Source organism: Rhodoglobus sp. G.S.4, from assembly GCF_056619605.1.
The window spans coordinates 1,348,646-1,375,637 of the sequence record NZ_CM152748.1; the positions used below are offsets into that span (position 1 = coordinate 1,348,646).

Sequence of the window (26,992 nt, forward strand, 5' to 3'; positions counted from 1 at the left end):
GGTAGCGGCTGTGAGTGGTTGGCGTTAGGTGCGCTGAGCTACGTAAGCGGCTAAGTGCTGCGAGGTGAGGGTCGAGCGTGCCGCGACGAGATCGGCCGGAGTTCCCTCAAAGACAATCGAACCGCCCTCGTGCCCAGCGCCTGGGCCGAGGTCAATTATCCAGTCCGCATGGGCCATCACCGCCTGATGGTGCTCAACGACGATCACGGATTTTCCCGAATCGACGAGACGGTCGAGTAGGGCGAGGAGTCTCTCGACATCGGCCAAGTGCAGGCCCGTGGTTGGTTCATCCAGAACATAAACGTCGCCCTTGTCTGCCATTTGGGTGGCGAGCTTGAGCCGTTGCCGCTCACCGCCCGAAAGTGTGGGTAGCGGCTGGCCAAGACGCAAGTAGCCGAGGCCCACATCGACGAGCCGATCGAGGATGGCGTGAGCTGCGGGCATGCGTGCGTCACCTTCACCGAAGAAGGCCTCGGCTTCGGACACGGACATCCCGAGCACCTCACTGATGTTGCGCCCACCGAGCGTGTATTCAAGCACGGAGGCGAGGAAGCGTTTGCCCTCACAAACCTCGCAGGTAGTGGCGACGGTCGCCATCACGCCGAGGTCGGTATAAATGACGCCTGCCCCGTTGCAGTTGGGACAGGCGCCTTCAGAGTTAGCGCTGAAAAGGGCTGGCTTGACCCCATTCGCTTTGGCGAACGCTTTGCGAATCGGCTCGAGGAGTCCGGTGTACGTTGCCGGATTGCTGCGCCGCGATCCTTTTATGGCAGCTTGATCGACCGACACGACGCCGTCGCGGGGAACGACTGAACCAAGGATGAGCGAGCTCTTGCCCGAACCGGCGACTCCTGTAATCACGACGAGGGTGCCGAGCGGGATGTCGACATCCACGTTCTTGAGGTTGTGGGTGTCCGCGCCGCGAATTTCCATGACGCCGGTAGGGGAGCGCACCGTGTCTTTGACCGAGACCCTATCGTCGATGTGGTGGCCAGTGACGGTGTCGCTCTGACGAAGTTCATCGAAGCTGCCCTCGAAACAAATCTTGCCACCGTCGGTGCCTGCCCCAGGACCGAGGTCGACAATGTGGTCGGCAATCGAAATCGTCTCGGGCTTGTGCTCGACGACGAGTACCGTGTTGCCCTTGTCGCGCAGGCGAAACAGGAGCTCGTTCATCCGTTGAATATCGTGCGGGTGGAGGCCGATGGTCGGCTCATCAAAAACGTAAGTGATGTCGGTCAGCGAAGAACTGAGGTGGCGGATCATCTTGGTGCGCTGGGCTTCACCACCCGAGAGGCTGCCTGCTGGACGATCGAGAGAGAGGTAGCCGAGGCCAATTTCCACGAACGAATCGAGGGTCTGCTGCAGCGCTTCGAGCAGCGGGGCGACGGATGGTTCATTCAGGCCGCGCACCCACGCGGCGAGGTCGCTGATTTGCATGGCACAGGCATCCGCGATGCTGATTCCCGCGATTCTGGATGCTCGGGCACCCTCGTTGAGTCGAGTGCCCCCGCAATCGGCGCAGGCCGTGAATGTGACGGCCCGATCGACGAACGCACGGATGTGGGGCTGCATCGCCTCACGGTCTTTCGTCAGCATCGACTTCTGAATCTTGGGGATCAATCCCTCGTAGGTCATGTTGATCGACTGCATCTTGACCTTGACCGGCTCTTTGTAAAGAAAGTCGTGCAGCTCAGCCTTCGTGTAGTTCTTGATGGGCTTGTCGGGGTCGAGGAAGCCTGACTCGGTGAAGATGCGCACCATCCAGCCATCGGCGGTGTAGTTCGGGATGGTGAGGGCACCTTCGGCGAGTGACTTGCTGTCGTCGTAGAGCTGTGTCAGATCGATGTCGTTGACGGTGCCACGACCTTCGCACGTCGGGCACATACCGCCCGTGATACTGAACTCGCGCCGTTCCTTGGTCGTGACGCCGGCCTTCTCAAACGTGACCGCACCTGCGCCCGAGATGGATGCCACGTTGAACGAGAACGCTTGCGGCGAGCCGACATGGGGATCGCCGAGGCGGCTGAAAACAATACGGAGCATGGCGTTGGCGTCGGTCGCGGTGCCCACCGTCGAGCGGGCGTTGGATCCCATGCGCTCCTGGTCGACGATGATCGCCGTCGTAAGGCCCTCAAGCACATCGACATCGGGGCGTGCGAGCGAGGGCATGAAGCCCTGTAGAAAGGAGCTGTAGGTCTCGTTGATCATGCGTTGTGACTCGGCCGCGATTGTGCCGAAAACCAACGAACTTTTGCCCGACCCCGAGACGCCCGTGAAGACCGTCAGGCGACGTTTCGGAATGTCGATGCTCACATCGGCGAGGTTGTTTTCGCGGGCGCCCCGCACGCGAATCAGATCGTGGCCGTCAGCCGCGTGAGCGCTGGGGGAGTCGTGGTTGCTCGTGTTGGCCATCGTGGGTGCCTTCCTGGCGGTGCGGATGTCGCGGCTCGATGGGGTCGCGGATGCTTTGTGTCCATTATCGCGAAAGCGCTCTGAGGTTTCTCGGCACAGGGGTAGACAATTCGTTCTCATAGTGTGAGTATTCTTCTATAAATCTAAATGAGAGGAATAGTTATGAAAATTTCACAGCTCCGCTCGCGAGGACTAATCGCCGCAATTGGGCTTGCCTTGCTCAGCCCACTGCTTATCGCAGCGCCTGCGAACGCCGCTGCGAACTGTTGGGGCGCCGGATCCCTTAACAACATCGCAACGGCGTCATGTTCCGGTGTCGGATATGCACGTGTCAACGTAACTTGCCATGCAGCATGGCCCTTTGCTTCGTGGACTGATCTTGGTGGCTGGTATTACGTCAACGGAGGTGCCAATATCGTGAATGCGCACGCTTCCTGCGGCGGCTATACCCAGGTGTGGCCGAGCTACAAATAGCAGTGGCGGCTCATCGCGCTAGTTTCGCTGTTCTGTCATGTGCGTGTGTTTCGCACGGCCCAAGGGGAATTGATTGATCGAGTTTCGCAAGTTGACCAAGCGTTTCGGGAATAAGCTCGCGCTCGATTCCCTGAGCTTCACAGCCGAGTCGGGACAAGTAACAGGTTTCCTCGGGCCAAATGGCTCCGGCAAGACCACGACAATGCGGATCTTACTCGGGCTCGAGGTGGCGAGCTCAGGGGAAGCGCTCGTGGGCGGCGAACGCTATGGGCAAATCAGAAACCCACTGTTTCGTGTCGGTGCGCTGTTGGATGCTCGCAACGCGCATCCGGGTCGCTCGGGATTCGATCACCTTCGCGCGCTTGCTCTCACGCATGGAATCTCGAATGAGCGAGTGGAGTTTGTGCTCGAAGAGGTCGGACTCAGTGGTGTCGCGTCGCGTCGTGTTCGCGGCTACTCGCTGGGCATGCGTCAGCGGCTCGGCATTGCGGCCTCAATGCTGGGCGATCCAGAAGTGTATGTTTTCGACGAGCCTGTGAACGGGTTGGACCCCGACGGTGTGATCTGGTTTCGGGAGCTCGTTCGGTCTTTCGCGGCGGAGGGGCGAACAGTGCTACTCTCCTCGCACCTTATTAGCGAGGTCGCGCTCACCGCAGACCACGTGGTAATCGTGGGGCGGGGCAAGGTGCTGGCCGACACCAAACTCGCTGATCTTGCTCGAGCACAGGGCGTCGAGCATATTAGAGCGCGCAGCCCTCGTGCTGGAGAGCTGGCTCGCGCAATGGCTGCGCAGGGTGCGATCGTTGATGTAACCGATGACACCCTTCTCGTTGAGGGCGCATCAGCCGCAGCTGTCGGCCTTTGTGCAACCGCGCTGGGGATACCGCTCTCCGAACTCCAGACACAGACTGAATCGCTGGAAGATACCTACCGTCATCTCACAGACGCTAGCGTCGAATACAGGCAAGGGTCATCAGCGTGAGTGCTCACGTTTCCTTCAGCCGCCCGAGGAGTGAAACATCCCGATGGGCTGTTATTACCGCCGGTGCGATGCGTTCGGAGTTTGTTAAGCTCTGGTCGCTGCGGCCACCGCACGCCGTTGTCGTACTGATGTTCATCGTCCCGGTCGTGCTTGCTGGCGCACGTGTATTCCCGGTGCCGTCGCACACAGACGGCGTTCCCGGTCAGGGCGCGTCACCGGTGTTTTTCGAATCGATCGCGGTCGCGGCGCTTCCCCTCGCTTTTCTTTCCGCGATTTTGGGCATTATTGCGATGACTTCGGAGTACACGGGTGACGTTGTGGCTGCGTCTCTTTCCGCAGTGCCGCGCCGTTCACTGTTGGTTGTTGCCAAAGCTGTGCCAGTCTTCGCCCTGTCCGCGATGGCTGCTCTTCCGGGTGTACTCGCCGGCGCTTGGATTTCTTCGGTGACGCTGACATCGCGAGGCTACTCAGAAGCTGGTGTGGAAAGCGCCCTCGGACTGCTGATAAGTATTGCTGTGGGCTGTGGTCTATTCGCTGTGCTTGGAGTGGCCTGTGGTGCACTGATGCGAAGCGGTGGTTCTGCCACCGTGATGCTTGTGGCGATTGTGTTTCTGCTACCGAGCATCCTCTTCTTGTTTGGCGGGAATACCGCTGAGGGCGTTATAGCGGTGCTGCCAGCATCAGCGCTTCAGGCGTTTACGACGCTCCCTCCGGCGGAACCCTTCGTGTTGGGCGGTACGGTCGTTTCAACCCTCGATCAATCAATCGGATTCCTTTGCCTATTCGTTTTTGTTTTTCTGGCACTTGGGGCCGGCACGTCTATCTTTTCGAAACGATCTCTTTACCCCAGGGCTCTGAGCGCAAGACGAACTCGCCGCTTTCAGACAAAGGATGGCGCGAGGCCGCTCCGGCCGGGGCTGACGTTCTGGGGCGTAGTGCACGCTGAGTCTGTTAAGGCGTTGTCGATGCCTTCAGCTCGTTGGTTACTGGCGCTGAGCGGTATCTCGATTGTCGTGTTGGGGTACCAGTATGCGTCGGGCCGAATTCCCGATGAAGTTCTAGTTCCTCCGATCCTTCCCGGCGACCTGGCTCGCGTCACGTTCCACGAACAGTCCTCTGCGATTACCGGGGGGCTCGCGCTCGCGCAGTATTTCCTCGCGGCCCTCGGTGCTCTCGTGATGACGTCAGACTTCTCGACAGGAAACATTCGGCCTACGGTTGTCGCCGTACCCAAGCGCGGATGGCTGGTGCTGGCGAAGACGGGTGTCGTCGTGGCTATGTCGATGGGGGTGGGCATTGTTTCGCTGACAGTGACAGCCGTAGTGGTGACAGAGCTACAGCAGCGGTTCGGCTTCCCCGCTGACCTTGACGCCCCGGTTGTGGCAATCTCACTAGCAAAAGGAACACTAATCTTCGGGCTGGTGTCAGCGCTGGGTTGCGGAATCGGATTGATCGCTCGCTCGTCGGCAGCCGCGATTGTGGCGCTAGCCTTGATCTTCATAATCGTTCCCAGTGTGTTTGGGCCGCTTCAGATTCAAGCGCGGGGAACTGTTTTCTTGTGGCCCCTCAACGCTATTTCGCTACTTCCGTCGGGGCCAGACGCGGCGAGCATGATCGGCCTGAACGAGACGATGCCACTCTTCCAGTTCGGCGACGTACTGCAGCTTCGACCTCACGAATCGATGGCAGTGTTGGCTCTGTGGGCGTTCGGGAGCCTATTGCTCGGTTGGATCTCCTTTCGGCGCCGAGGGGTGTGAGCGCAAACAACGAGCGCCAGAGGCTTTGGTATTCGGCTGGGAGGCATGCTCCAGATGGCTGATTGTTTTGCTGAGAGAAGCGTCGTCGGACTCAAGCAACGCCTTCAAGTAGCGAAGTCGATCTCATTCCTAGAGCCGAATGAGCGTGCGTCCCTGAGGGCTGGCCGCGCACTCGCAGCGAGTTCGCGGCACGACACGGGGGAGTGGCGGTCCTGCCGACCGCCCTTTCTCGTCTTGTGGTCGGGTGGGGTTGTTGGTCCGCCACGAATTTCTCTGCAGACTCGCGTTCCCGGTCAGCCACGAGACGGCAAGAACTGGTGAGCTAAAGTCCATTTCTCGGTTCTAGGATTGTGCTGCCGTGAAATCTAGGCCATTAGTCGCCAGGAGCCCAATGAGGCAATCGTGGCGTGGGCGTGCACTGAGTGGCCAGGTTCGTCGCGATTGGTCGTCGGGCAACACGCGCAGGGGTGCTTTCCTCCTTGAGCTGACATAATGTGCATTATCGGATACTAAATACGTCCCTGAGAGGGGCGGCAGAGGTCAGGGCTGCAACGGCGGCAACGCGACGACCGTGACGGTCCAGGGCTGCTGGTTGTCGGTCGTCACTGCGATTGAATAGCTGCCGCTGGGATCGATATCCAGCTGGTCTAGGTGGACTGCGTCATCTGAGCTTTCGCGACAGTCGTGAGAAGACTGTGCGACGTCACCGATCGACACTGTCATGCGGCCGGGGCCAACACAATCTGAATACACTGCGATTCGTCCTGTTGTGGGGGCGAATGGCGACACATCGATAGAGCCGCCGGCATTGGTGCTCGTCGCTAGGACAACTTCGCCCCTGGTGTCGAACGCCATCAATTCTGGAGTTTCTGACATAACGGAATCTCTAGCCGTGTTTGTGGGGTTCGGCGTGTGAACTCTGACTTCGACGTCTGCCTCTGAGATGCCGGTGCATCCGGTCAGTATCGCCACGACGGCGGCCGCAGCGGAAACCATGTACAGGCCGCTGCGTACCGCGCTCATGGCGCTCCCCCACTTAGTCACTAGTGAATGCACCTTGCGGTGGCGTCGAAGGCTCAGGCCTGAGCTACATGGATAGGCTAAACGAAAACCTGAGCGTCTGTCAACTAATTATCAGTTTTGGAGATGCGAGGCTCGACCCGTGCTCGCGGCAGCACCACACTAAAAACTTGGATTACGGCTGCTGACGAACCTCGCCAGCGCCTCAGCCGCGGCTTCGTGATCGATAGCGTCCGGCTCCCCCGACATGGTCATTGTGCCGATGATGGCGCCGTCGACCCACAGCGGAATCGATCCACCGTGAGCCTTATACGTGTCGTGGTCGACATCCGTTCGTTCCTCAAACGGCGTACCGGCAGCGAGGTGGCGCAGCTTGACCACGAGCGAAGCTTCGCCGAAATGGTTCACAACTGCAGCTTTTCCCGCCAGCCAAAGGTCGTTGTCTGCGTTTGTCGACTTCAGCTTCGCCTTGAAGACAACGTCACCGTTGAGAACGATTTCAACTGCGAGATTGAGATCCCATTCCTGAATGACCTGTACGGCAATCAGCCCCAGCGCCACAGCATCATCATTGGTGATGGTGTCGAACTCAATCTCATTCAAGTACTCAACATCAGGCACCGAGTAGTGCGGTAGTGGACGGCTCATCGGTTCATCTCCTGAAGGTGCGTTCGAATGACGCCGACAAGCTCGGCGGGTTCATAACGATCTGATGTGGCGGCCAACTCATCGATGGTCCACCACCGGTGCGCTAACACGTCGACGCGTTCGTCGGCTGTCCATTGTTGTTGCGACGGCTCGAAGGCATCCGTGTGAGCGAGGTAGAACTCGGCGTGACCGGTGTCATGATCAGCGTCATCCCACTCCACTACGAAGTCGTGCGACCACACGGGCGCACCGAGATCCTCGATAACAAGTCCGGTTTCTTCTTCAAGCTCGCGTAGTGCCGCTTGGTGGTGTGACTCCCCCGGGTCCACGCCGCCACCCGGCGTGAGCCAGCGCGCGACACCGCTTGTATCCGGCGCTTTCGTCAGAAAAAGCAAGAAGCGCTGCTCGCGGTCGAACAACAGCACACGGCTGGTAGTTCGGTTCACCGGCATCTGCGGGTCGCTACTGGTTGAGGAAGTCTGAGACGTCGCCGACGTAGCGAGTGTTGTTCTCGGGCACAGGCTCAACGGCAGCTGAGGCAACCTCGGCGGCGAATTCGCTCACGTTGTACAGGCGACCAGCGGCTTCTTTGCGAGCCTCGATTGCACCAGGGTTGGCGCGCTGCAGCAGAGTCGCTGTGATTGTTCCCTCGATCATGTCGCCAGAGACAACAACGAAGCCGATGCCGTGAGACTCAAGCTCAGGAATCAACTCGCGCAGAGCGTCCTCACCAGCGCGCTTGCTGAGAGCAACAGGAACATATTCCGGCATCGTCTCGACTGTGCGAATGAAGTGAGCTTGGTGGCTCGTCACGAAAACGACGCGTGAACCCTCATGAAGCAGTGGCATCATGGTCTTCAAGAAATTGACCTGAGCATCACGGTTGAGCTGCATGGCGTAGTCCTCAGCCATGCCACCCTCCATGCCACCGGATGCGTTGAGTACCAGAATCTCTAGGCCACCGAATTCGGACTTCACCGTCTCAAACAGCGCGGCAACCGTTTCAGGGTCAGTGAGGTCAGCCCCAATCGCGATAGCGGACCCGTCAGTCTCATTGAGCTGTGCGACCAACTTGAGAGCGCGGGCCTCCTTGTTGCGGTAATTAATCGCAACGCGCGCACCAGCCTGAGCGAAGTAGGCAGCCGTATCGGCGCCAATCCCCCGCGATGAACCGGTAATCAGCGCGCGTGCGCCATCGAGCGAGTGGGCTGCCAGAGGATTCGAGTTTTCGCTATTCACCCTACGACTTTAGCGGTCGAAGCCGCGCCATGCAGTGATCTAAGTGCTAGCGTCGAGAGTGAAGATTTGTCGAACAGCGCAACGATGAAGGGCGCCGCACAATGCTCATTGATCTGACCAACTACTTGTGGATCCTGTGGCTGGCCCTTGTCGTGCTCTTCATCGTGATCGAAGTACTCACTCTCGAATTCACCTTCCTCATGATTGCCGCGGGAACCCTCATCGGCGGCCTCGGCTCTAACCTGCTTGGCTGGCCATGGTGGCTGCAAATTGCTCTCGCCGCCGCCATCTCGGGCCTGCTGATTTTCACCATCCGGCCGGTGCTGCTGATGAATCTTGAGAAAGGGGCCGATCCGGCCAAGAGCAACGTCGACGCACTGTACGAGCTCGGCGGGCGCGTGACGGGCGCGTTCGCCAACGGTATTGGTGAAGTCAAGCTCGACAACGGTGAAACGTGGACCGCACGCATCGATGACCGCTCCGCTGCCTCTGCTATCTCCGTTGGCTCGCGTGTTGCCGTAGCCGCTATTGAGGGCGCGATCGCGGTGGTAGTGCCTGAATCATTGGCAGGCACAACGAGCGCACAGTCTGTGCCGGACGAAGCCGTTGACCCGCCAACCTCCAAGCCCCGCGCATCCAAATCCCGCAGCACCAAGCCTCGAGCGACCCCACAGCCGCCGAGAAAGGAAGAAAAGTGATTGATCCCGCTGGTTTCATAGGCCAGATCTTTGTGGTGATACTCCTTGTAGTACTCGCCATTTTTGTTCTCGCCACTCTGTTTCGTGCGATTCGCATTGTTCCGCAAGCTCGGGCCGGTGTCGTTGAACGTCTCGGCAAGTACCGCAAAACGCTCCTGCCGGGCCTCAACATCCTGGTGCCATTCATCGACCGGATGCTGCCGCTCATCGACCTGCGTGAGCAAGTTGTTTCGTTCCCGCCACAGCCGGTTATTACCGAAGACAACCTCGTCGTATCCATTGACACTGTTGTCTTCTTTCAGGTCACGGATGCTCGCGCCGCTACCTACGAGATCGGCAACTACCTTGGGGCAGTGGAGCAGCTGACCACCACGACTCTTCGTAACGTCGTCGGTGGCCTCAACCTCGAACAAGCCCTCACGAGCCGCGACAACATCAACTCGCAACTGCGGGTCGTCCTCGATGAAGCAACAGGCAAGTGGGGCATCCGCGTCGGACGAGTCGAGCTCAAGGCAATTGACCCGCCCCTGTCGATCCAGGACTCGATGGAAAAGCAGATGCGTGCCGAGCGTGACCGTCGGGCGCAGATCCTTACCGCTGAAGGCACCAAGCAGGCCGCCATCTTGGAGGCCGAAGGTTCCCGTCAAGCAGCGATTCTCGAAGCCGAAGGTGAAGCAAAGGCGGCAGTATTGCGCGCCGATGGCGAAGCGGCCGCGATCAAAACTGTATTCGCGGCCATCCACGAAGGTGACCCCGATCCGAAGCTCCTTGCGTACGAATACCTTCAAACGCTGCCTAAGATTGCAAACGGTGAATCCAACAAAATGTGGATCATTCCGTCTGAACTGACGGAAGCACTTAAAGGCATTGGTGAAGGATTCTTTAGTGGCAAAGGACCAGTCGCGCGCTAGCGGCAAATCGTCGTACCTCTCCCCCGCAAGTCCTCGCGTGCTCGCGCACCGAGGGCTTGCGGTGGATGTACCCGAAAATACGATGCTTGCCTTCGCCAAGGCAGTAGCCGTCGGAGCTCAATACATTGAGACGGATGTTCACGCCAGTCTCGATGGTGTTGCAGTCGTCTCGCATGATCCCAGCCTTGCGCGCGTTGCCGGCCGAGATCTCAAGGTTGAGCAACTGACGATGGCGGAGTTGCGTCGCATCGATCTGGGCGACGGTCAGGGCTTCTGTTCTTTATCCGAGGCTCTAGATGCTTTCCCCGAGACGCGTTTCAATATTGACGTCAAATCTCGCGGGGCCGTATTGCCGACCGTTCGCGCTATCCGCGATCTTTCGGCGCTAGATCGCGTACTGGTGACGTCGTTTGATGAGAAACGGCGAGCCGCGACCGTTGAACAACTGCCCGGAGTGGCGAGTTCGGCATCCGCTCGTCGTTTTATGGTGGCGCTATTGAGCGCCAAGACGGGTATTTCGCCGGCAACGCGTCGTGCCTTGGGCGGGCTTGTCGCCATCCAAGTACCCGAGAAGGCGCTAGGGTTGCGGGTGACCACTCAGCGGATGATTCAACGTGTGCACGCTCTCGGACTTGAGATGCACGTCTGGACAATCAATGAACCGCAGCGAATGCGTCACTTGCTCGATCTTGGAGTCGATGGAATCGTCACCGATCGAGCAGATTGTGCCCTCGAAGTCGTGGAATCGCGAGCCTAACCAGGCAGTGCATATTCCACGTCTCAGCAGCGAAAACGTTGTTAAAGACTGACAACTCGCTGTGAACACTGCGCGCTTGGAAGCATTCGTTCAGCAAGAGGGTCTATTACTTGTAGAAACCGCGAATTGAAGGAGGCCACACGATGGCAGATCGCAGCTTGCGCGGCATGAGACTTGGAACCCAAAGCCTACAGAGCGAAGAGGGTGTCGAGTTTTCCCCGCGGAAAAAGAGCACATACAGAGCAGCAGACGGCAACACTTTTGAAGTGATGTTTTCGTCCGACGCTGAGGTGCCCCAGCAGTGGCACGATGCCAAGACTGGTCAGGAGGGAACGCTCCTCGATAGCGATGGCGAACTCGTCGAACTCGATCTCGTTGACGTTAAAACTCCCCGTAGCCACTGGGACATGCTCCTTGAGCGTCGCACGCGTCCCGAACTGGAAGAGCTTCTTCAGGAGCGCCTTGACTTCCTCCGCGCTCGTCGCGGTCAGCAGAAGATCGGCGCTTAACGACGTACTGTTCTCAGGGTCGCCGATAGCCCCCAGCCGGTGACCCTGAGCAGTGCCTCTGCAACAATTCCTGCATGCATTTTTGACCGGCCCGTTGAACGCTCAACGAATGTGATCGGATGCTCAACCACTCGGTAGCCCGCACGTTCGAGATTCCAGGCCAGTTCCACTTGGAAGCAGTATCCCTGCGACGAGACCCCTTCTAGGCCTAGGTCTCTGAGTGCGCTAGCGCGGAACACTCGGTATCCCGCAGTGAGATCGTGGATGTGTGAACCGAGCACCACCCGTGCGTAGGCGTTACCGGCGCGCGAGACGCTGTGTCGAAACCACGGCCAGTTCTTTACCGAGCCGCCGCTGACCCAGCGAGATCCAATGACTAGGTCGTTTCCTGCCTTCGCGAGCTTGATCATGGCGGGCAAGTCTGTGGGGTCGTGTGAGCCGTCCGCATCGATTTCGACGACGTACTCATAGCCGTGGTTGAGCGCATACGTGAACCCAGCAAGATACGCCCTGCCGAGGCCCTCTTTCTTGGGGCGATGTAGCACAGACACACCGGGGTCAGCAGACGCCAGCTGATCAGCCCGCTCCCCCGTTCCGTCAGGGCTTGAGTCGTCAACGACGAGGACGTCTGCTCGTGGCACTGCTTGCCGCAGTCGCCCGACGATGGCCGAAATATTTTCGATTTCGTTGTAGGTGGGCACTATTACGATGACATTAGGCATTCATTCTCCGACCCACAAGTACTGCGACGACGAGTGCGCCGAGCCCAATTCCTGAGACAAGCCACTCAAGTTCACGACCCCAGACAACTGCAGGGGTGATCGTGTTGCTCAACGGGACATTTTCGAGCATGACTGCCGGTGTATACCAAGGAAGCTCAGCAATCGTTTTTCCGTCTGGCGCAATAATCGCGCTCAGTCCTACTGTCGAAATGTTCACGACGCTTCGGCCGAGCTCGAGAGCCCGAATTCGCGCGGTCGCGAGCTGTTGGGCGCTCTCATCGGTTCGCCCAAAGTCTGCATTATTGGACGACGCAATGATGATTTGCGCCCCCTGCTCGACTGACTCGGTCAAAATTTGGTCATCCACGATATCGAAGCAGATGTTTACGCCGACGGTCACCCCGTTGACGTCGAAGACCATGTCTGTTGCCCCAATTGTGTAATCGCGGGCGATGAGTCCGATGAGGTCGGGCGCAAACTGAGACCAGAAATCACGGTTGGGAACATATTCGCCGAACGGAATAGGGTGACGTTTGTCATAAATGTCGACAACACCCTCTCCCGGCATCCACAGCAATTGACTGTTGTAAACGTTGTCGTTGCGCTCGGTAATATCACCAGAGATGAGCGGCGCCCCAGCGCGCTCGGTAACAAAGTCGAACGCGGCAGCGGCATAGCTGTTGCTCAGCGGCGAGATATCAGTTCCCCCTTCTGGCCACACCACGAGATCAAGCTTCTCGCCATACAAGGGTTCGGTCGCTTGAAGCTGAGCATTCAGGAGATCACCGCGTTCACGCTCATCAAAGTAGGCGGCTTTACCGCTCCCCTGCACTGCGCCTACCCGCAGCGATCCTTCGGTGGTCACTGCAAACGCGGGAATATTGACGAGAATCGCAAAAATTGCCACGGGGACAAAGGCGGTGCGCAACGCACGGGAGACATGCTGAGATCGCTCATCGAGCGGAGTCTCGCGATATCGCGTCCACGAATATTCGATTGCTGCCAGCGTCAGGGAGACGACCAACACCATGACAAAGCTGACGCCCGAAATACCCAGCCACGCGAATAATTCTGAAAGGGGACTATCCGATTGCGAAAGCGCCACCCGTCCCCAAGCGAATCCGCCATAGGGCCACACACTTGCCCACGCTTCTCGAGCTGTCCACAAACCAGCAATGACAATCGACAGTCCGATCGTGGCTGCCCAACCAACACCAAACACGCGTGGTAACCACCGATAGGCCAAGGCAATCGCCAACGTCCCGACAGCGAAGAACATTGCTTCAAGAATCGAGAGGGCAGACATCGGTACCGGACCCAAAAACAACGACGCCCACTGAATATGCGTGAAATAGAATGCTGAGCCAGCCAAGAACCCGATCAGCAAAGAACCACCGACACTTCGACCACGTGCGGCGATCAACACCAGGGCGATGCCGACGAAAGTCATTGGCCACACATCTTTGTCAGGGAATCCTGCATCCAGCACGGGGCCCGAAGCGAGTGCGGTAACTACTGCTGCCCACAGGGGCAGCACAGCAACGGGTTTGTGGAGCATCACTCGTTGAGCCTAAGCGACAGAACTGTAGGCGACTATTCCACGGCGGATGCCATCGAGTGCTTGGCGCGCTGTGCGACCGACGTCACCGTCAGCAACCACTGAGAGCTGATCGAGAAGATCGATCGCCTGCTTAGTCGATCGAACAAAGTCGCCTGCCGCCATATCCGCCAAATCAAGAACCGAGTCGAGATTGGCTCCGTTGGCCCAGCGGTACATCGCGAGCGAAAGGCCCGTTGACAGTGGTTGGCTTCCTGGCAGACGGTTGTCGCGCTCGAGGTCATCAAGCTGCGCCCATAACGTTGAGGTCTTATCGAACGCTTCGCGGAACGGGCCGCGAGGAAGGTAACGATCGCTGAGGTCTCCTTCGTCGCGGCGAGGTTCGTAGACGAGCGTGGTCGCCATGGCCGCCATCGACGCGGCATCCAAATCTTTCCAAAAACCGTGGCGAAGACATTCAGCAACCAGTAGGTCGCGTTCACCATAAATGCGCCGAAGGATTCTGCCGTGAGCATTGATCGTCATCTCGCCGTTTGCGCCAGGCTCAATGTAATTAAGTTGCGTCAATACATCAGTAACTCGATCAAAGATTTTCGCGACTGCGCCGGTGCGATTCTGAATCTGCCGACTCAGCTGATCGGTCTCGCGCTTGAGGCGCCACCATCGTTCAGCCCAGCGAGCATGAGACTCACGTTCGGGGCACGCATGACAATCATGTTTGCGCATTTGGTTGCGAAGGCTTGCAAGTTTGCGCTGGCGCCGATCCCGATCGGCTCGCTGGCTCGGATCATTCTTCGGGGTCGTTTTGCGCTCAAGATCGTTCAATTCCCGACGAATGCGCGAATACTCAGCAAAATCACCCAAATGACACTGCATCGATTTCTCGTAGCCCTCGAGCGAATTTTTCTGTGAACGCACCTTGCGCGCAAGATCGACGACCGCGCGGTCGGCCTGGAACTGCGCGAAGCTCGACTCCAAGATTTCGCGCGTGTGTTCGCGACCAAAGAGTTCAATTAAGTTAACCGCCATATTGTAGGTCGGCTTAAAGCTCGAATTGAGAGGGTAAGTGCGGCGGGATGCCAAAGAAGCGACGGCTTGAGGATCGAGACCGTCAACCCACTGAATGACGGAGTGGCCTTCGATATCGATACCGCGACGGCCAGCGCGCCCCGTGAGTTGGGTGTACTCCCCTGGAGTTATCGGTACCCGAGCCTCACCATTGAACTTTTCGAGCTTCTCAAGAACGACGGTGCGCGCCGGCATGTTAATGCCGAGAGCAAGAGTCTCGGTCGCAAAGACTGCTTTGACAAGCTTCTTCTGAAAGAGCTCCTCAACGACCTCCTTGAAGGCAGGCAGCATGCCGGCATGATGGGCGGCGACACCGCGCTCGAGCCCATTGAGCCACTCCCAATAGCCGAGAACCGCGAGATCTTCATCGAGAAGAGTGCGGCAACGTGCCTCCACGATCTCGCGAATCTCATCACGCTCCTGCACCGTCGTGAGGCGAACACCCGCACGGAGAACCTGGTTCACCGCCTGATCGCAACCCATGCGACTGAAAATGAAGAAAATTGCCGGAACGAGATTTTTGGATGACAGCATCGCGACAACATCCGCGCGGTCCATCTTGGTGCGTGCCGGGCGACCGCCACGGGATTCGTAACGACTGCTATTTTTGCGATTGCGCACGCTCTGACTTCGCCCGCCAAACCGCGCCATCTGTACGAGTTCGGGGTTGACTCTGTTCGTTGCGGCCAGTCCAGACGAATCGAATAGGTCGACAAGCTTGCTGCTCACCAGAACGTGCTGCTCTAGGGGCACAGGGCGCTGCTCTGAGACGATAACTTCGGTGTCGCCGCGAACGGCCTGCAACCAGTCGCCGAACTCCTCAGCGTTCGACACGGTGGCGCTGAGCGACACCATGCGAACGTCGTCTGGCAGGTGGATGATTACTTCTTCCCACACCGCACCGCGGAAGCGGTCGCCCAAAAAATGCACCTCATCCATGACGACGGTGCTCAAACTGCGAAGCAAATCAGACTTCGCGTACAGCATGTTTCGCAACACTTCTGTCGTCATCACAACAATGCGCGCGCTTGCGTTTACGTTGGTATCCCCGGTGAGGAGTCCAACATTTTCCGCACCGTACTCGGTGACCAGTTCCTGGAACTTTTGGTTACTGAGCGCCTTCATTGGGGCGGTGTAAAAAACCTTCGGCCCATCGAGTTGCATCGCGCGGTAGATGGCAAACTCGGCGATGATTGTCTTACCTGCACCCGTTGGTGCTGCCACCAAGACGCTCTTGTCATCCTCCACGACTTGACACGCCAAAACCTGGAACTCGTCAAGATCAAAACGCTGGCTGGCACGAAAAGCTTCAAGCACGGGGTAACCGCGACGCTTCTTCGCCGCAGCGAAACGTTCGGCGGGAGACAGATCACTCATTGACTACAGCCTAAGCGGTGACGGCGAAGCCGGACGTATCCCGCACGGTTGGCGACTAGAGGTCGGCGCCGAGCTCGGCATCGAATCGTGCCGCCCGTTTCGCCGCTCGACGATCATGGAGCCACGCGATAAGGGCGGCTGAGAAGTAGAGGATCACCATGGGGATGGCGAGGAGGAACATTGAGATGACATCCGCTGCAGGGGTTGCCATTGCAGTGAAGAGACAGATCGCCAGTATCGCCACCCTCCAGCCTTTGAGAATCGCGCTGGCCGAGAGCACGCCAACAAAGTTCAGAAGCACAATAAAAACGGGAAGAACGAACGCGATTCCGATCGCCAACATGAGCTTGACGATGAAGTCGTAGTAGTACTTGGCGTTCAAATTCGAGAGATCCTGGTCACCGGCGAAACTGAGCAGCAGCGTCACGATGTTTGGCATGATGAACCACCCCGCAGCGCACCCGGCTAAAAACAATGGAATAGCGGCTGAAAGGAACCCGATCGCATACTGCTTTTCTTTTCGGACCAAACCGGGAACTAAGAACGCCCACACTTGGTAAAGCCATACGGGGCTTGCGGCCACAATTCCGACCGTAATGATGATCTGGAAGTGAATGTCGAACGCTTGGGTGACCGCGTCATAGTTGAGCGCAGCGCCGCGCCCCGTCGCATCCGCGATATTCGTAATCGGAGCGCGCAGAGCGTCGATGACGTACTCCACAATGAAGATGGAGCCAATAGCGGTGACGATGATCGCGACTGCCGAAATCGTCAACCGCTTACGCAGTTCTATCAGATGCGCTCCCAGCGACATCCGTTCGTCGCTCTTGTTGCGCCACCTACTGGTTCGGGGCATAAAAGCTAAGGCTTCGGAGGCGTGGAATCGTTGGAGTCTGCCGAAGTCGACGAGGTCGTGTCATCGCCGTCGTTTTCGTCCTTCATGGTCTTGACCTCGCTGCGGAAAATTCGCATTGATTGACCAATACTGCGGGCGAGCCCAGGAAGTTTGGGGGCGCCGAACAACAGCAGGACGATCACCAGAATGATGATCAGGTGTGCCCCGGTGAGATTGCCGAGCATGTGGGTACATCCTTTAACTGTCGAAGATTACGTGTAGCCATCATACCTAGCACCTCGCCGAGGCGCTTAAGGCTGGCTTGTCTACTCTTGAGTCGTGTTCCCGCCGGTGTTCGATACGAAATCGACCGGGAACCAAGTGCGCGGCTGATTTCCAAAACCGACGAGAACGTAATCAGAACGGTCGGCACGTTTCGGATGATAAAGAACGACGGCAGGCTGCTTGAGCAGTTCGGAGTCGCCGGCGCTCAGGAGTGCTTTCACCGCTGTTCGTTCGGTACCGGAGTTATCCGTGTAGCGCACTGCAATTCGAGGAGTCCGTCGGCCGCGGCGATAAATGCTGCTGATGGCTGAGGTTTGCGCACCCGTGGTAAGCAAGATGGTGCGGATGGAACGTCGGCGCAGCCTCGTCGCAGTCCAAAGCAGCGCGAGAAACACAATTGCCGTAGCGATCAACCAGCCCACTACGACCACCCTGCTGGCCATTGAGCCGAGTTCGCATCGCGCTTAGTGATTCGCTTAGCCCTAGCGAGGCGACGCTCGTGGCGTTCGATCTTCAGTTCTGAGCGACGCCGCTGCCGGGTATCGCGTTGTGCTCGAATCTCGCTCATCTGAGTGAGTATGGCAATCTGTGGCTGAGATAGTTCCGGGACTTCAACATCCAGCGCCGCAGTCTTATCGACAACGGCAGATAACTCGTGCATCAGATCGATTGCTTTACGAAACAATCTGTAGGCAAGAAACCCGAGCACGAGCAACAGCGCGAGCACGAGGCCCGCCCAGATCAGAAGCCATCCCCACCACTGAATCATGTAAATTCCTACGGCAATTCCGCATAGCGGTCGACACCAGAGCGAGCCCACAACGCCACGGCTTCACGAGCTTCAGCGGGGCCAACAACAGTCACAACGCCCGGGAGCCCAGCAATGAGGCGCTTCAGCCCGTGAAAATGGGGAACACGAACCGTGGTGCGTACGCGCTCCCCTGCAGGAGTCAATCGCGCATTGTCTGCTACATAATCTCCCAAGAGAGGGATCGCACTCTCCACGACCTCGATGGTGACCTCACAGTCTTCTGGCGACGCGTCAAAGAGAGTCTCTGGAAGGCTCACATCGGCCGCGGTGTGGGTGATCGGTGCCGAAGTCATTGTCGGGCATGAGATGCGGTCAAGACGGAACGTTCGCACGTCTTCCCGAGAGTGACACCAACCCCGGACATACCAATCAGTGTCCACAGATTCAACCCGCAGCGGATCGATGCGGCGACGCTCTGACTCTCCCCGCGAATTGAGGTAGTCGAACTCGATCTGCGTGCCCGCGGCAACTGACTCACGAATCAGGGCAAGAGTCTCATCAAGATCGCTTGCTTCAACGCCCATTGCGGTCGGCTGAGCGGAGGCTCCACGCGAAAGTTTCGACATGAGGGTCGCGATCGCAGCTCGGTCAGCATGCTCTGGCAGACCAGAGAGGTATTGAAGACCAGCGATAAGCGCGGATGCCTCGCGCGCAGAGAACCGCGGTGAGTCGTCGATGGCGACCATGTGGGTGAGCACGATCTGGTCGTTCTCTTCGAAATCATCCCACGCGATATCGAACAGGTCGCTGTCTTGATAGGTCGACGTCTCGCCAGGAATTCCCGACACCGCAATCAACCGCACGGCGTCCCGAATCTGTTGTTCAGGAACCCCAAAGTGCGCGGCGGCTTCCGATACGCTCACGCGATCGCGATCCATCAAATAGGGAACAAGAGCGAGCAAATAGACCAGCTTGTCTTGCGCGCGAAGTGGTTGAACTTTCTTAGCCATGGTCAGCCGCCGTTCTCGTCAAGCGTTCGATGACGGCAGCACGTACAGCGTGAGGAGAAATCACGAGTACTTCAGGCCCAAAACTTGCCAGCTCATCAGCAAAAATATTAATGTCGGTGAAGTGGAGCTCGAGGTCTGCGGTTGCGCGTTTTGTAGCGCCCCGGCGCTTGCTCAATCGGGTAGCTGCATCTGTTCCTGGCTCGACTCGCACAACTGCGACATTGGATTGCCAGACAGCTTCCAGCTCGGCAAGTGCGCGAGCAGCGGCATCCACCGTTGATTCATCGGATGGCTTCTTGCTTGCACGCACGGGGCTCACGATGCGGCGAAGGAGGAACGTCTTAAAACGATCTGTCGCTGGATCTTTGGCATACAAATGCCAGCGGCCCTGATGCTGAACGAGCGCAAGCGGCGCGACCGTGCGCTGCGTTGATGACTGCTCCCCCGGTTTCAGATAGTCAAACGAAACCAAAACCCGCTTATCGAGCGCTGACCGCAACGGCTCGAAAGATTGTTCGCGCACTCGCAATTGCGGGGCGTAACTCAGCACCGGCTCGGCAGTAGCAATGCCGAGCGAACGAAGCTTGACCATTGCTCGGCGCGATTCTTCAGACAGCGAACCTTCACGCCACACCATTGCGGCGAGCCCGAGAAGCGTCGACTCTTCAGCCGAGAAACTGATGTCGTCCGGAAGCTCGTAATCGACCCGTGGAATACGGTAGCGAAGGTTGTGGTTGTTGCCAGCCTGCTCGGGAGATTCCATCGTCTCGAGCGGTACCCCGAGTTCGCGAACATCATCCTTATCGCGCTCAAATTGGCGCTCAAGGTTGGAGTTATCGCCCGAGTGCACGAACCGTTGACGGTAGCCCTGGACGGTCGACAAGATTTCGCTCTTCGTCAGTCCGGCCTCGGACGACAGCAAGGCTAACACCAAGCTAAAAAGTCGCTCCTCGTTGGGAACTTTGGGTACTGGCACGAGTCAAATCCTATGTCTCTGACACCCGGCCGTGTCTAGTTGAACGATTACTGCTCTTGGATTCCCAGAATGTCGAAAACGAATACCAATGTGGATCCGCTAGTCACCCCGTCTGGAGCTGTGCCCTCGGCAAATCCAACGTCTGGCGGGAGAACAACGAGAACCTGCGAGCCGACCTTTTTTCCGATGAGTGCCTTAGCAAGCCCCGGAGGAAGTCCACGGTCCGAAGTTTCGCTGCTCTCGATGAGATAGGTTCCGGGAACGCCAGCTTCTTCCCAACTGTTGGTAAAGGTGTCGTCGGCATCCCACTCGATGCCACTCACGTGCATCACGGCAAGGTCGCCCTTGGCTACCGTTTGACCGTCTCCAGCCTTGAGCGTTGCCACCTTAAGTTCACTCGGTGCTTCTGTTCCGGGGAACGTAAAGCCAGGCTGACCATTCGGTGCCAGGACCACGGCAGGAAGACCGGACGGGGGAACCTGGTTTGTGCCGTCAGCCTTGCCCGGATAGCGGGTTTCAACGTCGCTAACCATCACGATGGTGTCACTATCGGTTAGCGGAAGCTGGTTCTGAGTGATATTTTCGGCGCCCAAGATCTCGCCAGCGGTTCCCACAGTGACAATGCGCGATCCAACCGTCGAGCATTGTGCGATCTCGCCAAAGTGCGGTGCGCGCTCGGTAACGGGAACACGGAGACCGGCGCTGTCGTGACCCGTGGAGATTAGCTGTTCGCCAGTTTCGCCGTTGTAAATCGTGATTTGCAGTGTGGCAACGTCTCCATCGTTGAGCTGTTCGCCATCACCAACCGTCGTCACCTCACTTGAGATGCCATCGGCAATGAGTGGAGTCGGAAATTCCGCTTCGGGGTCGGCGCTGAGGTCTCCGCCGGTTGTGACGAGAGCCGCGTTGCTGCCCGAAGAAAACAGCGGAGTACACGCAGCCAGATTGAAGGGGCCGTTGGCGCAACCGCTCAACGAAACAACGATTCCGGCGCTCAGGGCCACCACTGCAAGCTTGCGCACAAATACTCTTTTCATCGACACAGACATCGCCATCACTCTACCGGTCTGAAGACGCGGCTTCAGCCGCCGCCTTCGCTTCACGCGCAGTCTTGCGCAGGCGCTTAGCGCTCGCGCTGCGCTCCCCCAGTGCACCGGGAGTCCAGATCTCGACATCCTCATCGCTGAAGTCAGTTTTGGATGCGCGGCGCTTGAGTTCCGGCAATACGGAGCCGGGCGCCAGACGGCGCGCCGTCATCAGGAACCCTGTGTGGGCAACCATGCGGTGATCTGGACGAACGGCAAGGCCCTCGACGTGCCAGCCGCGCACGATAGTTTCATTGGAATCAGGTTCAGTGAAGAGTCCGGTTGCGCGAATCGCTTCAGCAACACGTGACAGCTGTGTGACGGTGGCGATGTAGCACAGCAGCACTCCGCCTGGCGTCAGCGCGGTGGCGCACTCTTCGATGCATTCCCACGGAGCGAGCATGTCGAGAACCACACGGTCGACAGACCCAGGTTCAACGGATGCTGGCAGTTGTTCCTGAAGATCACCAACAGTTACCGACCAGTTTTCGGGCTTCGCGCCGAGGAATGCTTCAACGTTCGACTGAGCAATCTCTGAGAACTCTTCACGTCGTTCGAATGAACTCAACTGGCCACTCGGTCCGATGGCGCGCAAAAGCCACAGGGAGAGTGCGCCGGAGCCAACACCAGCCTCCACAACGTGGGCTCCCGGAAATACATCGGCTTGGCCAATGATCTGTGCGGCATCCTTCGGATAAATAATTGCGGCACCGCGGGGCATCGACATGACGAAATCGGTGAGCAGCGGTCGCATCGCCAAATATTCGATGCCGTTGGAACACGTGACCACACTGGCATCCGGAAGGCCGATGATGACGTCATGGCTCAGCACACCCCGGTGAGTGTGGAATGCTCCCCCAGGCTCGAGGGTAACCGTGTTGAGGCGGCCCTTTGGTCCTGTGAGCTGAACACGGTCACCTACGCGGAATTCGCCGCTCTGTCGTCGGAATACGTCAGTCATCGAGTTGCTACCTTTGCGTGAAGTTCTGAGAGATGTTCGAGCGTGCGCCCGGCAAGTGTCGGCCAGAGCGCATGAGTCTGATCTTCGGGAATGTCGACCATAAAAGGAACTCCCACTACCGTTGCTCCAGCGCTGAAGGCTGAAGTGGCGCCCGGTGGGGAGTCTTCGATGGCAACGCAATCATCAATGTCAACCCCGAGGGCGTCAGCGCCGACATGGTACGGCTGCGGATGAGGCTTCGGATTCTCGACGTCATCTCCCGAAATCACCGCGTCGAAACCGTGGAAACCAAGATTGTCGACGACATGGTGCGCCATGCGCCCTATCGACATGGTGACAAGGGCGGTCGGTATGTTGGCTTCTCGAAGCTCAAGCAGCAACTCACGGGCGCCTGGACGCCAGGGGATTCCGGATTCTCGCAGCTGTGTCATCACCTGATCGGTGAGCCGATCAACAATAGTTTGCTCATCGAGTTCAACACCCTTGGCTTGCATAGCTCGTGCTGAGTTGAATAGGCCGCTGCCAACGACAGCCATAGCGTCGTCATGCGTCCACTCACCTCCGAACGCTTCGACGAGCTGGACCTCGGCGGAAATCCAGTATGGTTCGGAATTTATGAGGGTGCCGTCCATGTCCCATAAAACGGCAGCCGGAGTGGAATGAGTCACAACGCACCATCGTAGTTCTATCCTTGACCTAGTGACATTCGTGGCACTCGACCTAAAGGAGCCAAGTGACTAACACCCCATTCGCGAACGGACGACTCTTGGTCGTCGCCTTCGAGGGGTGGAATGACGCCGGAGAAGCGGCCAGCGGTGCCGTCAAATCCCTCAAAGAGCAATTAGACGTCTACCCCATCGCCGAAGTCGATCCTGAAGACTACTTCGACTATCAATTTAATCGGCCCATGGTCGCGCATGATGATGACGGCAATCGGTCGCTTACTTGGCCCTCGGTAACCATTTATGGACCGTCCCGCCCCAATACCGTTCGTCCGGATAGCATCGCCGCTGATGCGGAATTGCAACTCAGTGCGAACAACCAGTCGAACATTTACTTGCTGCTGGGAACTGAGCCTTCGCGATCATGGAAGGCGTTCACGACAGACATTCTCGAAACCGTTGTTGACAACGGCATTACGTCGATCGTTTTCCTTGGCGCAATGCTGGCTGACGTTCCGCACACGCGACCAATTTCGGTCTTTACCTCTAGTGAAAACCCTTCGGTGCGTTCTGCTTTAGAAATTGAGCGAAGCAACTACGAGGGGCCAGTGGGGATTCTTTCGGTGTTGGGTCAGGCTGCTGAAGCGGCAGGCATCACCACTATGTCGATCTGGGCATCCGTTCCGCACTATGTGCACAATGCGCCATCGCCTAAGGCAACTCTGGCGATCATCGACAAGCTTGAAGAAATTGTGGATGTCGTGATTCCTCGAGGCGACCTCGTAACGGAGGCCACCGACTGGGAAACAGGCATTGACGCTCTTGCCGGCGAAGATGACGACATGTCGTCCTACATCGAGCAGTTGGAGCAGGCGCGCGACACTGTTGACTCCCCCGAAGCTAGTGGTGAGGCGATCGCTCAAGAATTTGAGAAGTATCTTCGTCGCGGAGACGATAAGCCCGATCAGGGTTCCGCCGGCGATGAGCCGTGGCGCGGTAAAGACTAGATTCTGGCTGGCGACGCACTACACCGGCTGAATGGTGTTGAGAGATAGCAGCACAAATAACGTCACGCCGAGTGCTACGCGATAAATGACAAACGGCAAGAACGAGCGCTTTTCGATGTACCGCATGAGGGCGGCAATGACGACATACCCCACGATGAACGCGATCACTGTTGCGACCGCAGTTTCGGCATAGGTAAACACGTGGTTTGACTCACCAAAGCTGTGGACGAGTTCATAGAGTCCGCTGCCAAAGACAGCGGGGATCGCTAGGAGAAAGCCGAAACGTGCTGCAGCGGGGCGAGTATAGCCAAGGGCGAGTCCGGCAGTCATGGTTGAGCCGGAGCGGGAAACACCGGGCACGAGTGCGAGCACCTGCGCGAGGCCGATGGTGATGCCGTGGCCGTAGGTCATTTCATCGAGTGCACGAGTGCGCTTCCCGAGGTAGTCAGCGATTCCCAAGATGATGCCGAAGACAATGAGCACGGTCGCGACCAACCAGAGCGAGCGGAACGTGGAACGGATGTACTCCTGGGCAAAGTATCCGACGATTACGATCGGGACCGTACCGATGATGACCAGCCAGCCGAGCCGAACATCCGGATGATTCTTGTCGACTACCTCACGGTGAGACCCGCTGGGCTTTCGAAACTGTTGAAACCAGCGGCTCAGAATTCGGGCAATGTCTTTGCGGAAGTAGAGGATGACGGCCAGTTCTGTGCCCAACTGGGTGATTGCCGTGAATGTTGCGCCTGGGTCGCTCGCGGAGGGAAGAAACTCGCCCATGATGCGCAAGTGGGCGCTCGACGATATCGGCAGAAACTCGGTGAGTCCCTGAACAAGCCCAAGAATAATGGCCTCGATAAAACCCATGGAGCGCTTCCGATCAGGTGAAAACTAGTACTTGAGAAGCAAGTCTCCGAGAACCTGCCTGCCAAAGACTAGTGCGTCCAACGGCACACGTTCATCAACGCCATGGAACATGCCGGGGAAGTCGATCTCCGGGGGCAATTGGAGCGGCGCGAATCCGTAGCCGGTAATGTCTAACCGCTTGAGAGCCTTGTTGTCTGTGCCGCCAGACATGAGATAGGGCAATACAGGAGCTCCCGGGTCAAATACATTGAGGCTGCCGATCATGGCATCGACCAGCGGACCATCGAAACTGGTTTCGAGCCCAATGTCGCGGTGCATGATTTCGATCTCAATTTCGTCAGGCAGTAGTGCGCGCACTTGAGCGAGAACCTCATCCTCTTCGCCGGGAAGTGTGCGGATGTCGATGAGTGCTTCGGCAAAGTCGGGAATCACATTGTGCTTGTAGCCGGCGTTCAAGAGTGTCGGGTTGCTGGTGGTCCGCAGTGTCGCCTGCAGGAATCCCGAGGCAGTACCCGTTGCCAGGATTAGCTCGTCTGGTCCAACTACTTCTGGGTCGATTTTGAGGATGCGCGACAATTCGGAGATCAGCAACGTTGTTGTGTCGGTGAGCCGCACTGGCCACTCTTGACGACCCAAGATTGCGACTGCCTCGGCAAGTTTTGTGACTGCATTGTTGCTGATTACTCGCGAACCATGGGCGGCCATGCCTCGCGCGGTGAGTTTGATCCACACAAGCGCTTTCTCGCCGGTTTGCAGCAAGTAGGCGCGCTGGCCTTGGAGATCAACGGAGTATCCGCCAACTTCGCTGATGGCTTCGGTCGCGCCGTCAAAGACGTCGGCGTGGTGATCAACCATGAAGTGCGAACCGAATTCGCCACCGTTCTCCTCGTCTGAGAAGAAAGCGATGATGAGGTCGCGCGCTGGTCGTTTGCCAGCTCCCAAAATGTCGCCGAGAGCGGTGACGATCATGGCATCCATGTTTTTCATGTCCACGGCACCGCGGCCCCAAAGTAGGCCGTCCCGGATCTCTCCACCGAACGGATCAACAGACCAGTTTTTTGGATCTGCCGGCACAACGTCGGTGTGCCCGTGCAGGATCAAGGCGGGGCGTTCTTTCGCATGTGGTGCCGACGATTCGGTGTCGTAGCTGCCTTCGACACGAGCCACGACGGTGGTGCGACCAGTGGCGGCATCAAAGTACTGGGTCGTCAAACCCATCTCTTCAAGAAGTGCGCCTAGGTACTCAGCGGCAACAGTCTCTCCGTTGGATCGCCCCTCACCGTAGTTAGAAGTGTCGAAGCGGATGAGATCTTGCGCGATGCGAGCGGTGCGCTCAAGAGATGGCTCAGAAGTCATAAGGCCACGCTAGCCGTCTGACCGGGAAAAATCTGCACGCCACGGTTTGGTCGATCAGCCTCGCGTGGAGCCGTGCACGGGACGCGTCATTGTGTGCTCAGAAATGATGCTATTCTCTTATCTCGGCGGTGCTCTTAGAGCGCCGCTGATGCGCGCGGATGGCGGAATTGGTAGACGCGCTAGCTTGAGGTGCTAGTGCCCGTAAGGGCGTGGGGGTTCAAGTCCCCCTTCGCGCACAGCGAATGATTCGGACTAACGAATCAGTAGTTGAGAGATTAGGTCGGTAGGTCGTTTTATACGGCTGCCGGCCTTTTTTCGTTCCTCGGAGCCGTATCCCACTCGGCCGGTATGCGCTGACGGCTTCTGCAAGTTTCCTGTGGTTTTCCTTCGGCAAATAGTTAACGATGTATCGTTGAGTATCGGCAGGGCCTCTCGTGCCCCGCCCCGCGGAATGGAGGACCACCATGAACAACTCATTTGGAACCGGCGGCCGCAACTCGCGCCGTCCGTTCGCAGAAGCTTTTGACCATGCCGGCCAGGGTCTCTGGGATGCGCTCGACAACGTGCGCTCAGAATTTGAGCGCCGCGTATCGCCGCGGATGGGACGCGGAGATGTGCGTGTCGCCATCCTTTCTCTTCTTGCTGAAGAGTCGATGCACGGCTACCAGATCATTCACGAAATCGAAAGCCGCAGTAAAGGTGCGTGGAAGCCCAGCCCTGGCTCTGTTTACCCGACACTCCAGCTACTCGCCGATGAGGGGCTTATCGAGGCGCACGAAGCCGACGGTAAGAAGACCTACACGTTGACGGAGAAGGGGCACGACGAAGTGAAGTCGAGCCGTCCAGCACCATGGCACGATTCGGAGTCGCACGACTCTTCGCGGCCCACAGCACTGCCTCATGCTGCCGCCAAACTGGCAGAAGCCGTGATCCCGATCATGCGAAGTGGTAGCCCCGAACAGGTCGAAGAAGCAATCGCCGTTGTGGACGATGCGCGTCGTAAGCTTTACGCAATCCTCGCCCAAGACTGACCAAATGGCGCCGAGTAGTCGGCACTAG

28 protein-coding genes and 1 tRNA gene are annotated in these 26,992 nt (G+C 57.9%); 10 read left to right on the forward strand and 19 right to left on the reverse strand.

The genetic code is table 11. From position 1 onward, the window contains the following. Positions 1-24: 24 nt before the first annotated feature. Positions 25-2,415 (reverse strand): ATP-binding cassette domain-containing protein, encoded by a 2,391-nt coding sequence (locus tag AC061P_RS06555; protein WP_449646607.1) that lies wholly within the window; start codon positions 2,413-2,415, stop codon positions 25-27. Between the two features lie 162 nt (positions 2,416-2,577). On the opposite strand from AC061P_RS06555, the gene AC061P_RS06560 reads away from it, so the two are divergent. The 3 genes from AC061P_RS06560 to AC061P_RS06570 all read left to right on the forward strand — a co-directional run bounded on the left by AC061P_RS06560 (position 2,578) and on the right by AC061P_RS06570 (position 5,628). Continuing rightward, on the forward strand, positions 2,578-2,889 hold the full coding sequence (locus AC061P_RS06560; protein ID WP_449646608.1) for a hypothetical protein: 312 nt from the start codon (positions 2,578-2,580) through the stop codon (positions 2,887-2,889). A gap of 73 nt (positions 2,890-2,962) precedes the next feature. Continuing rightward, positions 2,963-3,871 (forward strand): ATP-binding cassette domain-containing protein, encoded by a 909-nt coding sequence (locus tag AC061P_RS06565; protein WP_449646609.1) that lies wholly within the window; start codon positions 2,963-2,965, stop codon positions 3,869-3,871. Continuing rightward, positions 3,868-5,628 (forward strand): ABC transporter permease family protein, encoded by a 1,761-nt coding sequence (locus tag AC061P_RS06570; RefSeq protein WP_480392116.1) that lies wholly within the window; start codon positions 3,868-3,870, stop codon positions 5,626-5,628. Before AC061P_RS06565 ends, AC061P_RS06570 begins: the two co-directional genes overlap by 4 nt. A 540-nt stretch (positions 5,629-6,168) precedes the next feature. Here the strand turns inward: AC061P_RS06570 and AC061P_RS06575 are convergent. From AC061P_RS06575 to AC061P_RS06590, 4 genes are all read right to left on the reverse strand, one after another. Further along, the gene (locus AC061P_RS06575) at positions 6,169-6,651 is read right to left on the reverse strand and encodes a hypothetical protein (protein WP_480392117.1); all 483 of its coding nucleotides are present in this window, start codon (positions 6,649-6,651) and stop codon (positions 6,169-6,171) included. Between the two features lie 159 nt (positions 6,652-6,810). After that, on the reverse strand, positions 6,811-7,296 hold the full coding sequence (locus tag AC061P_RS06580; RefSeq protein WP_480392118.1) for a heme-binding protein: 486 nt from the start codon (positions 7,294-7,296) through the stop codon (positions 6,811-6,813). Further along, positions 7,293-7,748, reverse strand: a complete 456-nt coding sequence (locus tag AC061P_RS06585; RefSeq protein WP_480392119.1) for an NUDIX hydrolase — start codon at positions 7,746-7,748, stop codon at positions 7,293-7,295. The genes AC061P_RS06580 and AC061P_RS06585 overlap by 4 nt, the downstream gene beginning before the upstream one ends. 10 nt (positions 7,749-7,758) lie before the next feature. After that, entirely contained in the window at positions 7,759-8,535 is a 777-nt protein-coding gene (locus tag AC061P_RS06590) for an SDR family oxidoreductase (protein WP_480392120.1), read from the reverse strand. A gap of 101 nt (positions 8,536-8,636) precedes the next feature. On the opposite strand from AC061P_RS06590, the gene AC061P_RS06595 reads away from it, so the two are divergent. The 4 genes from AC061P_RS06595 to AC061P_RS06610 all read left to right on the forward strand — a co-directional run bounded on the left by AC061P_RS06595 (position 8,637) and on the right by AC061P_RS06610 (position 11,410). Further along, positions 8,637-9,233 (forward strand): NfeD family protein, encoded by a 597-nt coding sequence (locus tag AC061P_RS06595; protein WP_449646615.1) that lies wholly within the window; start codon positions 8,637-8,639, stop codon positions 9,231-9,233. Continuing rightward, entirely contained in the window at positions 9,230-10,144 is a 915-nt protein-coding gene (locus AC061P_RS06600) for an SPFH domain-containing protein (RefSeq protein ID WP_449646616.1), read from the forward strand. Before AC061P_RS06595 ends, AC061P_RS06600 begins: the two co-directional genes overlap by 4 nt. Next, positions 10,119-10,901: a glycerophosphodiester phosphodiesterase family protein gene (locus AC061P_RS06605; protein ID WP_480392121.1), complete on the forward strand. Its 783-nt coding sequence runs from the start codon at positions 10,119-10,121 to the stop codon at positions 10,899-10,901. The genes AC061P_RS06600 and AC061P_RS06605 overlap by 26 nt, the downstream gene beginning before the upstream one ends. Positions 10,902-11,044: 143 nt before the next feature. Next, a complete protein-coding gene (locus AC061P_RS06610) occupies positions 11,045-11,410 on the forward strand; it encodes an RNA polymerase-binding protein RbpA (RefSeq protein ID WP_010202408.1) in 366 nt (121 codons plus the stop codon). Here AC061P_RS06610 and AC061P_RS06615 read toward each other — a convergent pair. From AC061P_RS06615 to AC061P_RS06670, 12 genes are all read right to left on the reverse strand, one after another. Then, positions 11,407-12,132 carry a polyprenol monophosphomannose synthase gene (locus tag AC061P_RS06615; protein WP_480392122.1) on the reverse strand — a complete coding sequence of 242 codons (726 nt, stop codon included), beginning with the start codon at positions 12,130-12,132 and terminating at the stop codon, positions 11,407-11,409. The two genes, AC061P_RS06610 and AC061P_RS06615, sit on opposite strands and share 4 nt — an antisense overlap. Next, positions 12,125-13,690: an apolipoprotein N-acyltransferase gene (gene lnt, locus AC061P_RS06620; protein ID WP_480392165.1), complete on the reverse strand. Its 1,566-nt coding sequence runs from the start codon at positions 13,688-13,690 to the stop codon at positions 12,125-12,127. Before lnt ends, AC061P_RS06615 begins: the two co-directional genes overlap by 8 nt. Before the next feature lie 12 nt (positions 13,691-13,702). After that, positions 13,703-16,135 carry a DEAD/DEAH box helicase gene (locus tag AC061P_RS06625; protein ID WP_449646619.1) on the reverse strand — a complete coding sequence of 811 codons (2,433 nt, stop codon included), beginning with the start codon at positions 16,133-16,135 and terminating at the stop codon, positions 13,703-13,705. A 55-nt stretch (positions 16,136-16,190) separates the two neighbouring features. Next, on the reverse strand, positions 16,191-16,949 hold the full coding sequence (gene tatC, locus AC061P_RS06630; RefSeq protein WP_480392166.1) for a twin-arginine translocase subunit TatC: 759 nt from the start codon (positions 16,947-16,949) through the stop codon (positions 16,191-16,193). A gap of 47 nt (positions 16,950-16,996) precedes the next feature. Beyond that, positions 16,997-17,215, reverse strand: coding sequence for a Sec-independent protein translocase subunit TatA (gene tatA / locus AC061P_RS06635; RefSeq protein WP_449646620.1), 219 nt, complete (start codon positions 17,213-17,215; stop codon positions 16,997-16,999). Positions 17,216-17,296: 81 nt separating this feature from the next. Continuing rightward, positions 17,297-17,698: a hypothetical protein gene (locus AC061P_RS06640; protein WP_480392123.1), complete on the reverse strand. Its 402-nt coding sequence runs from the start codon at positions 17,696-17,698 to the stop codon at positions 17,297-17,299. After that, a complete protein-coding gene (locus tag AC061P_RS06645) occupies positions 17,677-18,024 on the reverse strand; it encodes a hypothetical protein (RefSeq protein ID WP_480392124.1) in 348 nt (115 codons plus the stop codon). Before AC061P_RS06645 ends, AC061P_RS06640 begins: the two co-directional genes overlap by 22 nt. Before the next feature lie 8 nt (positions 18,025-18,032). Beyond that, entirely contained in the window at positions 18,033-19,016 is a 984-nt protein-coding gene (locus AC061P_RS06650; protein ID WP_480392125.1) for a helix-turn-helix transcriptional regulator, read from the reverse strand. Beyond that, a complete protein-coding gene (locus AC061P_RS06655) occupies positions 19,009-19,992 on the reverse strand; it encodes a helix-turn-helix transcriptional regulator (RefSeq protein WP_480392126.1) in 984 nt (327 codons plus the stop codon). Before AC061P_RS06655 ends, AC061P_RS06650 begins: the two co-directional genes overlap by 8 nt. 47 nt (positions 19,993-20,039) lie before the next feature. After that, complete coding sequence (locus AC061P_RS06660) at positions 20,040-21,041, reverse strand: FKBP-type peptidyl-prolyl cis-trans isomerase (protein ID WP_480392127.1); 1,002 nt, start codon at positions 21,039-21,041, stop codon at positions 20,040-20,042. A gap of 10 nt (positions 21,042-21,051) precedes the next feature. Continuing rightward, entirely contained in the window at positions 21,052-22,038 is a 987-nt protein-coding gene (locus tag AC061P_RS06665) for a tRNA (adenine-N1)-methyltransferase (protein ID WP_449646626.1), read from the reverse strand. Beyond that, positions 22,035-22,706, reverse strand: a complete 672-nt coding sequence (locus AC061P_RS06670) for an HAD family hydrolase (RefSeq protein ID WP_449646627.1) — start codon at positions 22,704-22,706, stop codon at positions 22,035-22,037. Before AC061P_RS06670 ends, AC061P_RS06665 begins: the two co-directional genes overlap by 4 nt. 65 nt (positions 22,707-22,771) lie before the next feature. Here AC061P_RS06670 and AC061P_RS06675 point away from each other — a divergent pair, with 65 nt between their 5' ends. Then, a complete protein-coding gene (locus AC061P_RS06675; RefSeq protein ID WP_480392128.1) occupies positions 22,772-23,707 on the forward strand; it encodes a proteasome assembly chaperone family protein in 936 nt (311 codons plus the stop codon). A gap of 18 nt (positions 23,708-23,725) precedes the next feature. On the opposite strand, the gene AC061P_RS06680 is transcribed toward AC061P_RS06675, so the two are convergent. Then, positions 23,726-24,577 (reverse strand): undecaprenyl-diphosphate phosphatase, encoded by an 852-nt coding sequence (locus tag AC061P_RS06680; RefSeq protein ID WP_480392129.1) that lies wholly within the window; start codon positions 24,575-24,577, stop codon positions 23,726-23,728. 24 nt (positions 24,578-24,601) lie between these two features. Further along, entirely contained in the window at positions 24,602-25,933 is a 1,332-nt protein-coding gene (locus AC061P_RS06685; RefSeq protein WP_449646630.1) for a M20/M25/M40 family metallo-hydrolase, read from the reverse strand. 152 nt (positions 25,934-26,085) lie between these two features. Here AC061P_RS06685 and AC061P_RS06690 point away from each other — a divergent pair. Then, positions 26,086-26,169, forward strand: a tRNA-Leu gene (locus tag AC061P_RS06690). 228 nt (positions 26,170-26,397) lie between these two features. Continuing rightward, positions 26,398-26,964 (forward strand): PadR family transcriptional regulator, encoded by a 567-nt coding sequence (locus AC061P_RS06695; protein ID WP_449646631.1) that lies wholly within the window; start codon positions 26,398-26,400, stop codon positions 26,962-26,964. The last annotated feature ends 28 nt before the right edge of the window (positions 26,965-26,992 follow it).

What these genes read in the sequence shown, in the direction of transcription:
- lnt (WP_480392165.1), bottom strand. Translation starts at nt 13,690, where the DNA reads ATGCTCCACAAACCCGTTGCTGTGCTGCCCCTGTGGGCAGCAGTAGTT.
- AC061P_RS06575 (WP_480392117.1), bottom strand. Translation starts at nt 6,651, where the DNA reads ATGAGCGCGGTACGCAGCGGCCTGTACATGGTTTCCGCTGCGGCCGCC.
- AC061P_RS06580 (WP_480392118.1), bottom strand. Translation starts at nt 7,296, where the DNA reads ATGAGCCGTCCACTACCGCACTACTCGGTGCCTGATGTTGAGTACTTG.
- AC061P_RS06650 (WP_480392125.1), bottom strand. Translation starts at nt 19,016, where the DNA reads ATGGCTAAGAAAGTTCAACCACTTCGCGCGCAAGACAAGCTGGTCTAT.
- AC061P_RS06640 (WP_480392123.1), bottom strand. Translation starts at nt 17,698, where the DNA reads ATGGCCAGCAGGGTGGTCGTAGTGGGCTGGTTGATCGCTACGGCAATT.
- AC061P_RS06595 (WP_449646615.1), top strand. Translation starts at nt 8,637, where the DNA reads ATGCTCATTGATCTGACCAACTACTTGTGGATCCTGTGGCTGGCCCTT.
- AC061P_RS06680 (WP_480392129.1), bottom strand. Translation starts at nt 24,577, where the DNA reads ATGGGTTTTATCGAGGCCATTATTCTTGGGCTTGTTCAGGGACTCACC.
- AC061P_RS06645 (WP_480392124.1), bottom strand. Translation starts at nt 18,024, where the DNA reads ATGATTCAGTGGTGGGGATGGCTTCTGATCTGGGCGGGCCTCGTGCTC.
- AC061P_RS06555 (WP_449646607.1), bottom strand. Translation starts at nt 2,415, where the DNA reads ATGGCCAACACGAGCAACCACGACTCCCCCAGCGCTCACGCGGCTGAC.
- AC061P_RS06660 (WP_480392127.1), bottom strand. Translation starts at nt 21,041, where the DNA reads ATGTCTGTGTCGATGAAAAGAGTATTTGTGCGCAAGCTTGCAGTGGTG.
- AC061P_RS06560 (WP_449646608.1), top strand. Translation starts at nt 2,578, where the DNA reads ATGAAAATTTCACAGCTCCGCTCGCGAGGACTAATCGCCGCAATTGGG.
- AC061P_RS06695 (WP_449646631.1), top strand. Translation starts at nt 26,398, where the DNA reads ATGAACAACTCATTTGGAACCGGCGGCCGCAACTCGCGCCGTCCGTTC.
- AC061P_RS06610 (WP_010202408.1), top strand. Translation starts at nt 11,045, where the DNA reads ATGGCAGATCGCAGCTTGCGCGGCATGAGACTTGGAACCCAAAGCCTA.
- AC061P_RS06585 (WP_480392119.1), bottom strand. Translation starts at nt 7,748, where the DNA reads ATGCCGGTGAACCGAACTACCAGCCGTGTGCTGTTGTTCGACCGCGAG.
- tatA (WP_449646620.1), bottom strand. Translation starts at nt 17,215, where the DNA reads ATGCTCGGCAATCTCACCGGGGCACACCTGATCATCATTCTGGTGATC.
- tatC (WP_480392166.1), bottom strand. Translation starts at nt 16,949, where the DNA reads ATGTCGCTGGGAGCGCATCTGATAGAACTGCGTAAGCGGTTGACGATT.
- AC061P_RS06665 (WP_449646626.1), bottom strand. Translation starts at nt 22,038, where the DNA reads ATGACTGACGTATTCCGACGACAGAGCGGCGAATTCCGCGTAGGTGAC.
- AC061P_RS06625 (WP_449646619.1), bottom strand. Translation starts at nt 16,135, where the DNA reads ATGAGTGATCTGTCTCCCGCCGAACGTTTCGCTGCGGCGAAGAAGCGT.
- AC061P_RS06685 (WP_449646630.1), bottom strand. Translation starts at nt 25,933, where the DNA reads ATGACTTCTGAGCCATCTCTTGAGCGCACCGCTCGCATCGCGCAAGAT.
- AC061P_RS06615 (WP_480392122.1), bottom strand. Translation starts at nt 12,132, where the DNA reads ATGCCTAATGTCATCGTAATAGTGCCCACCTACAACGAAATCGAAAAT.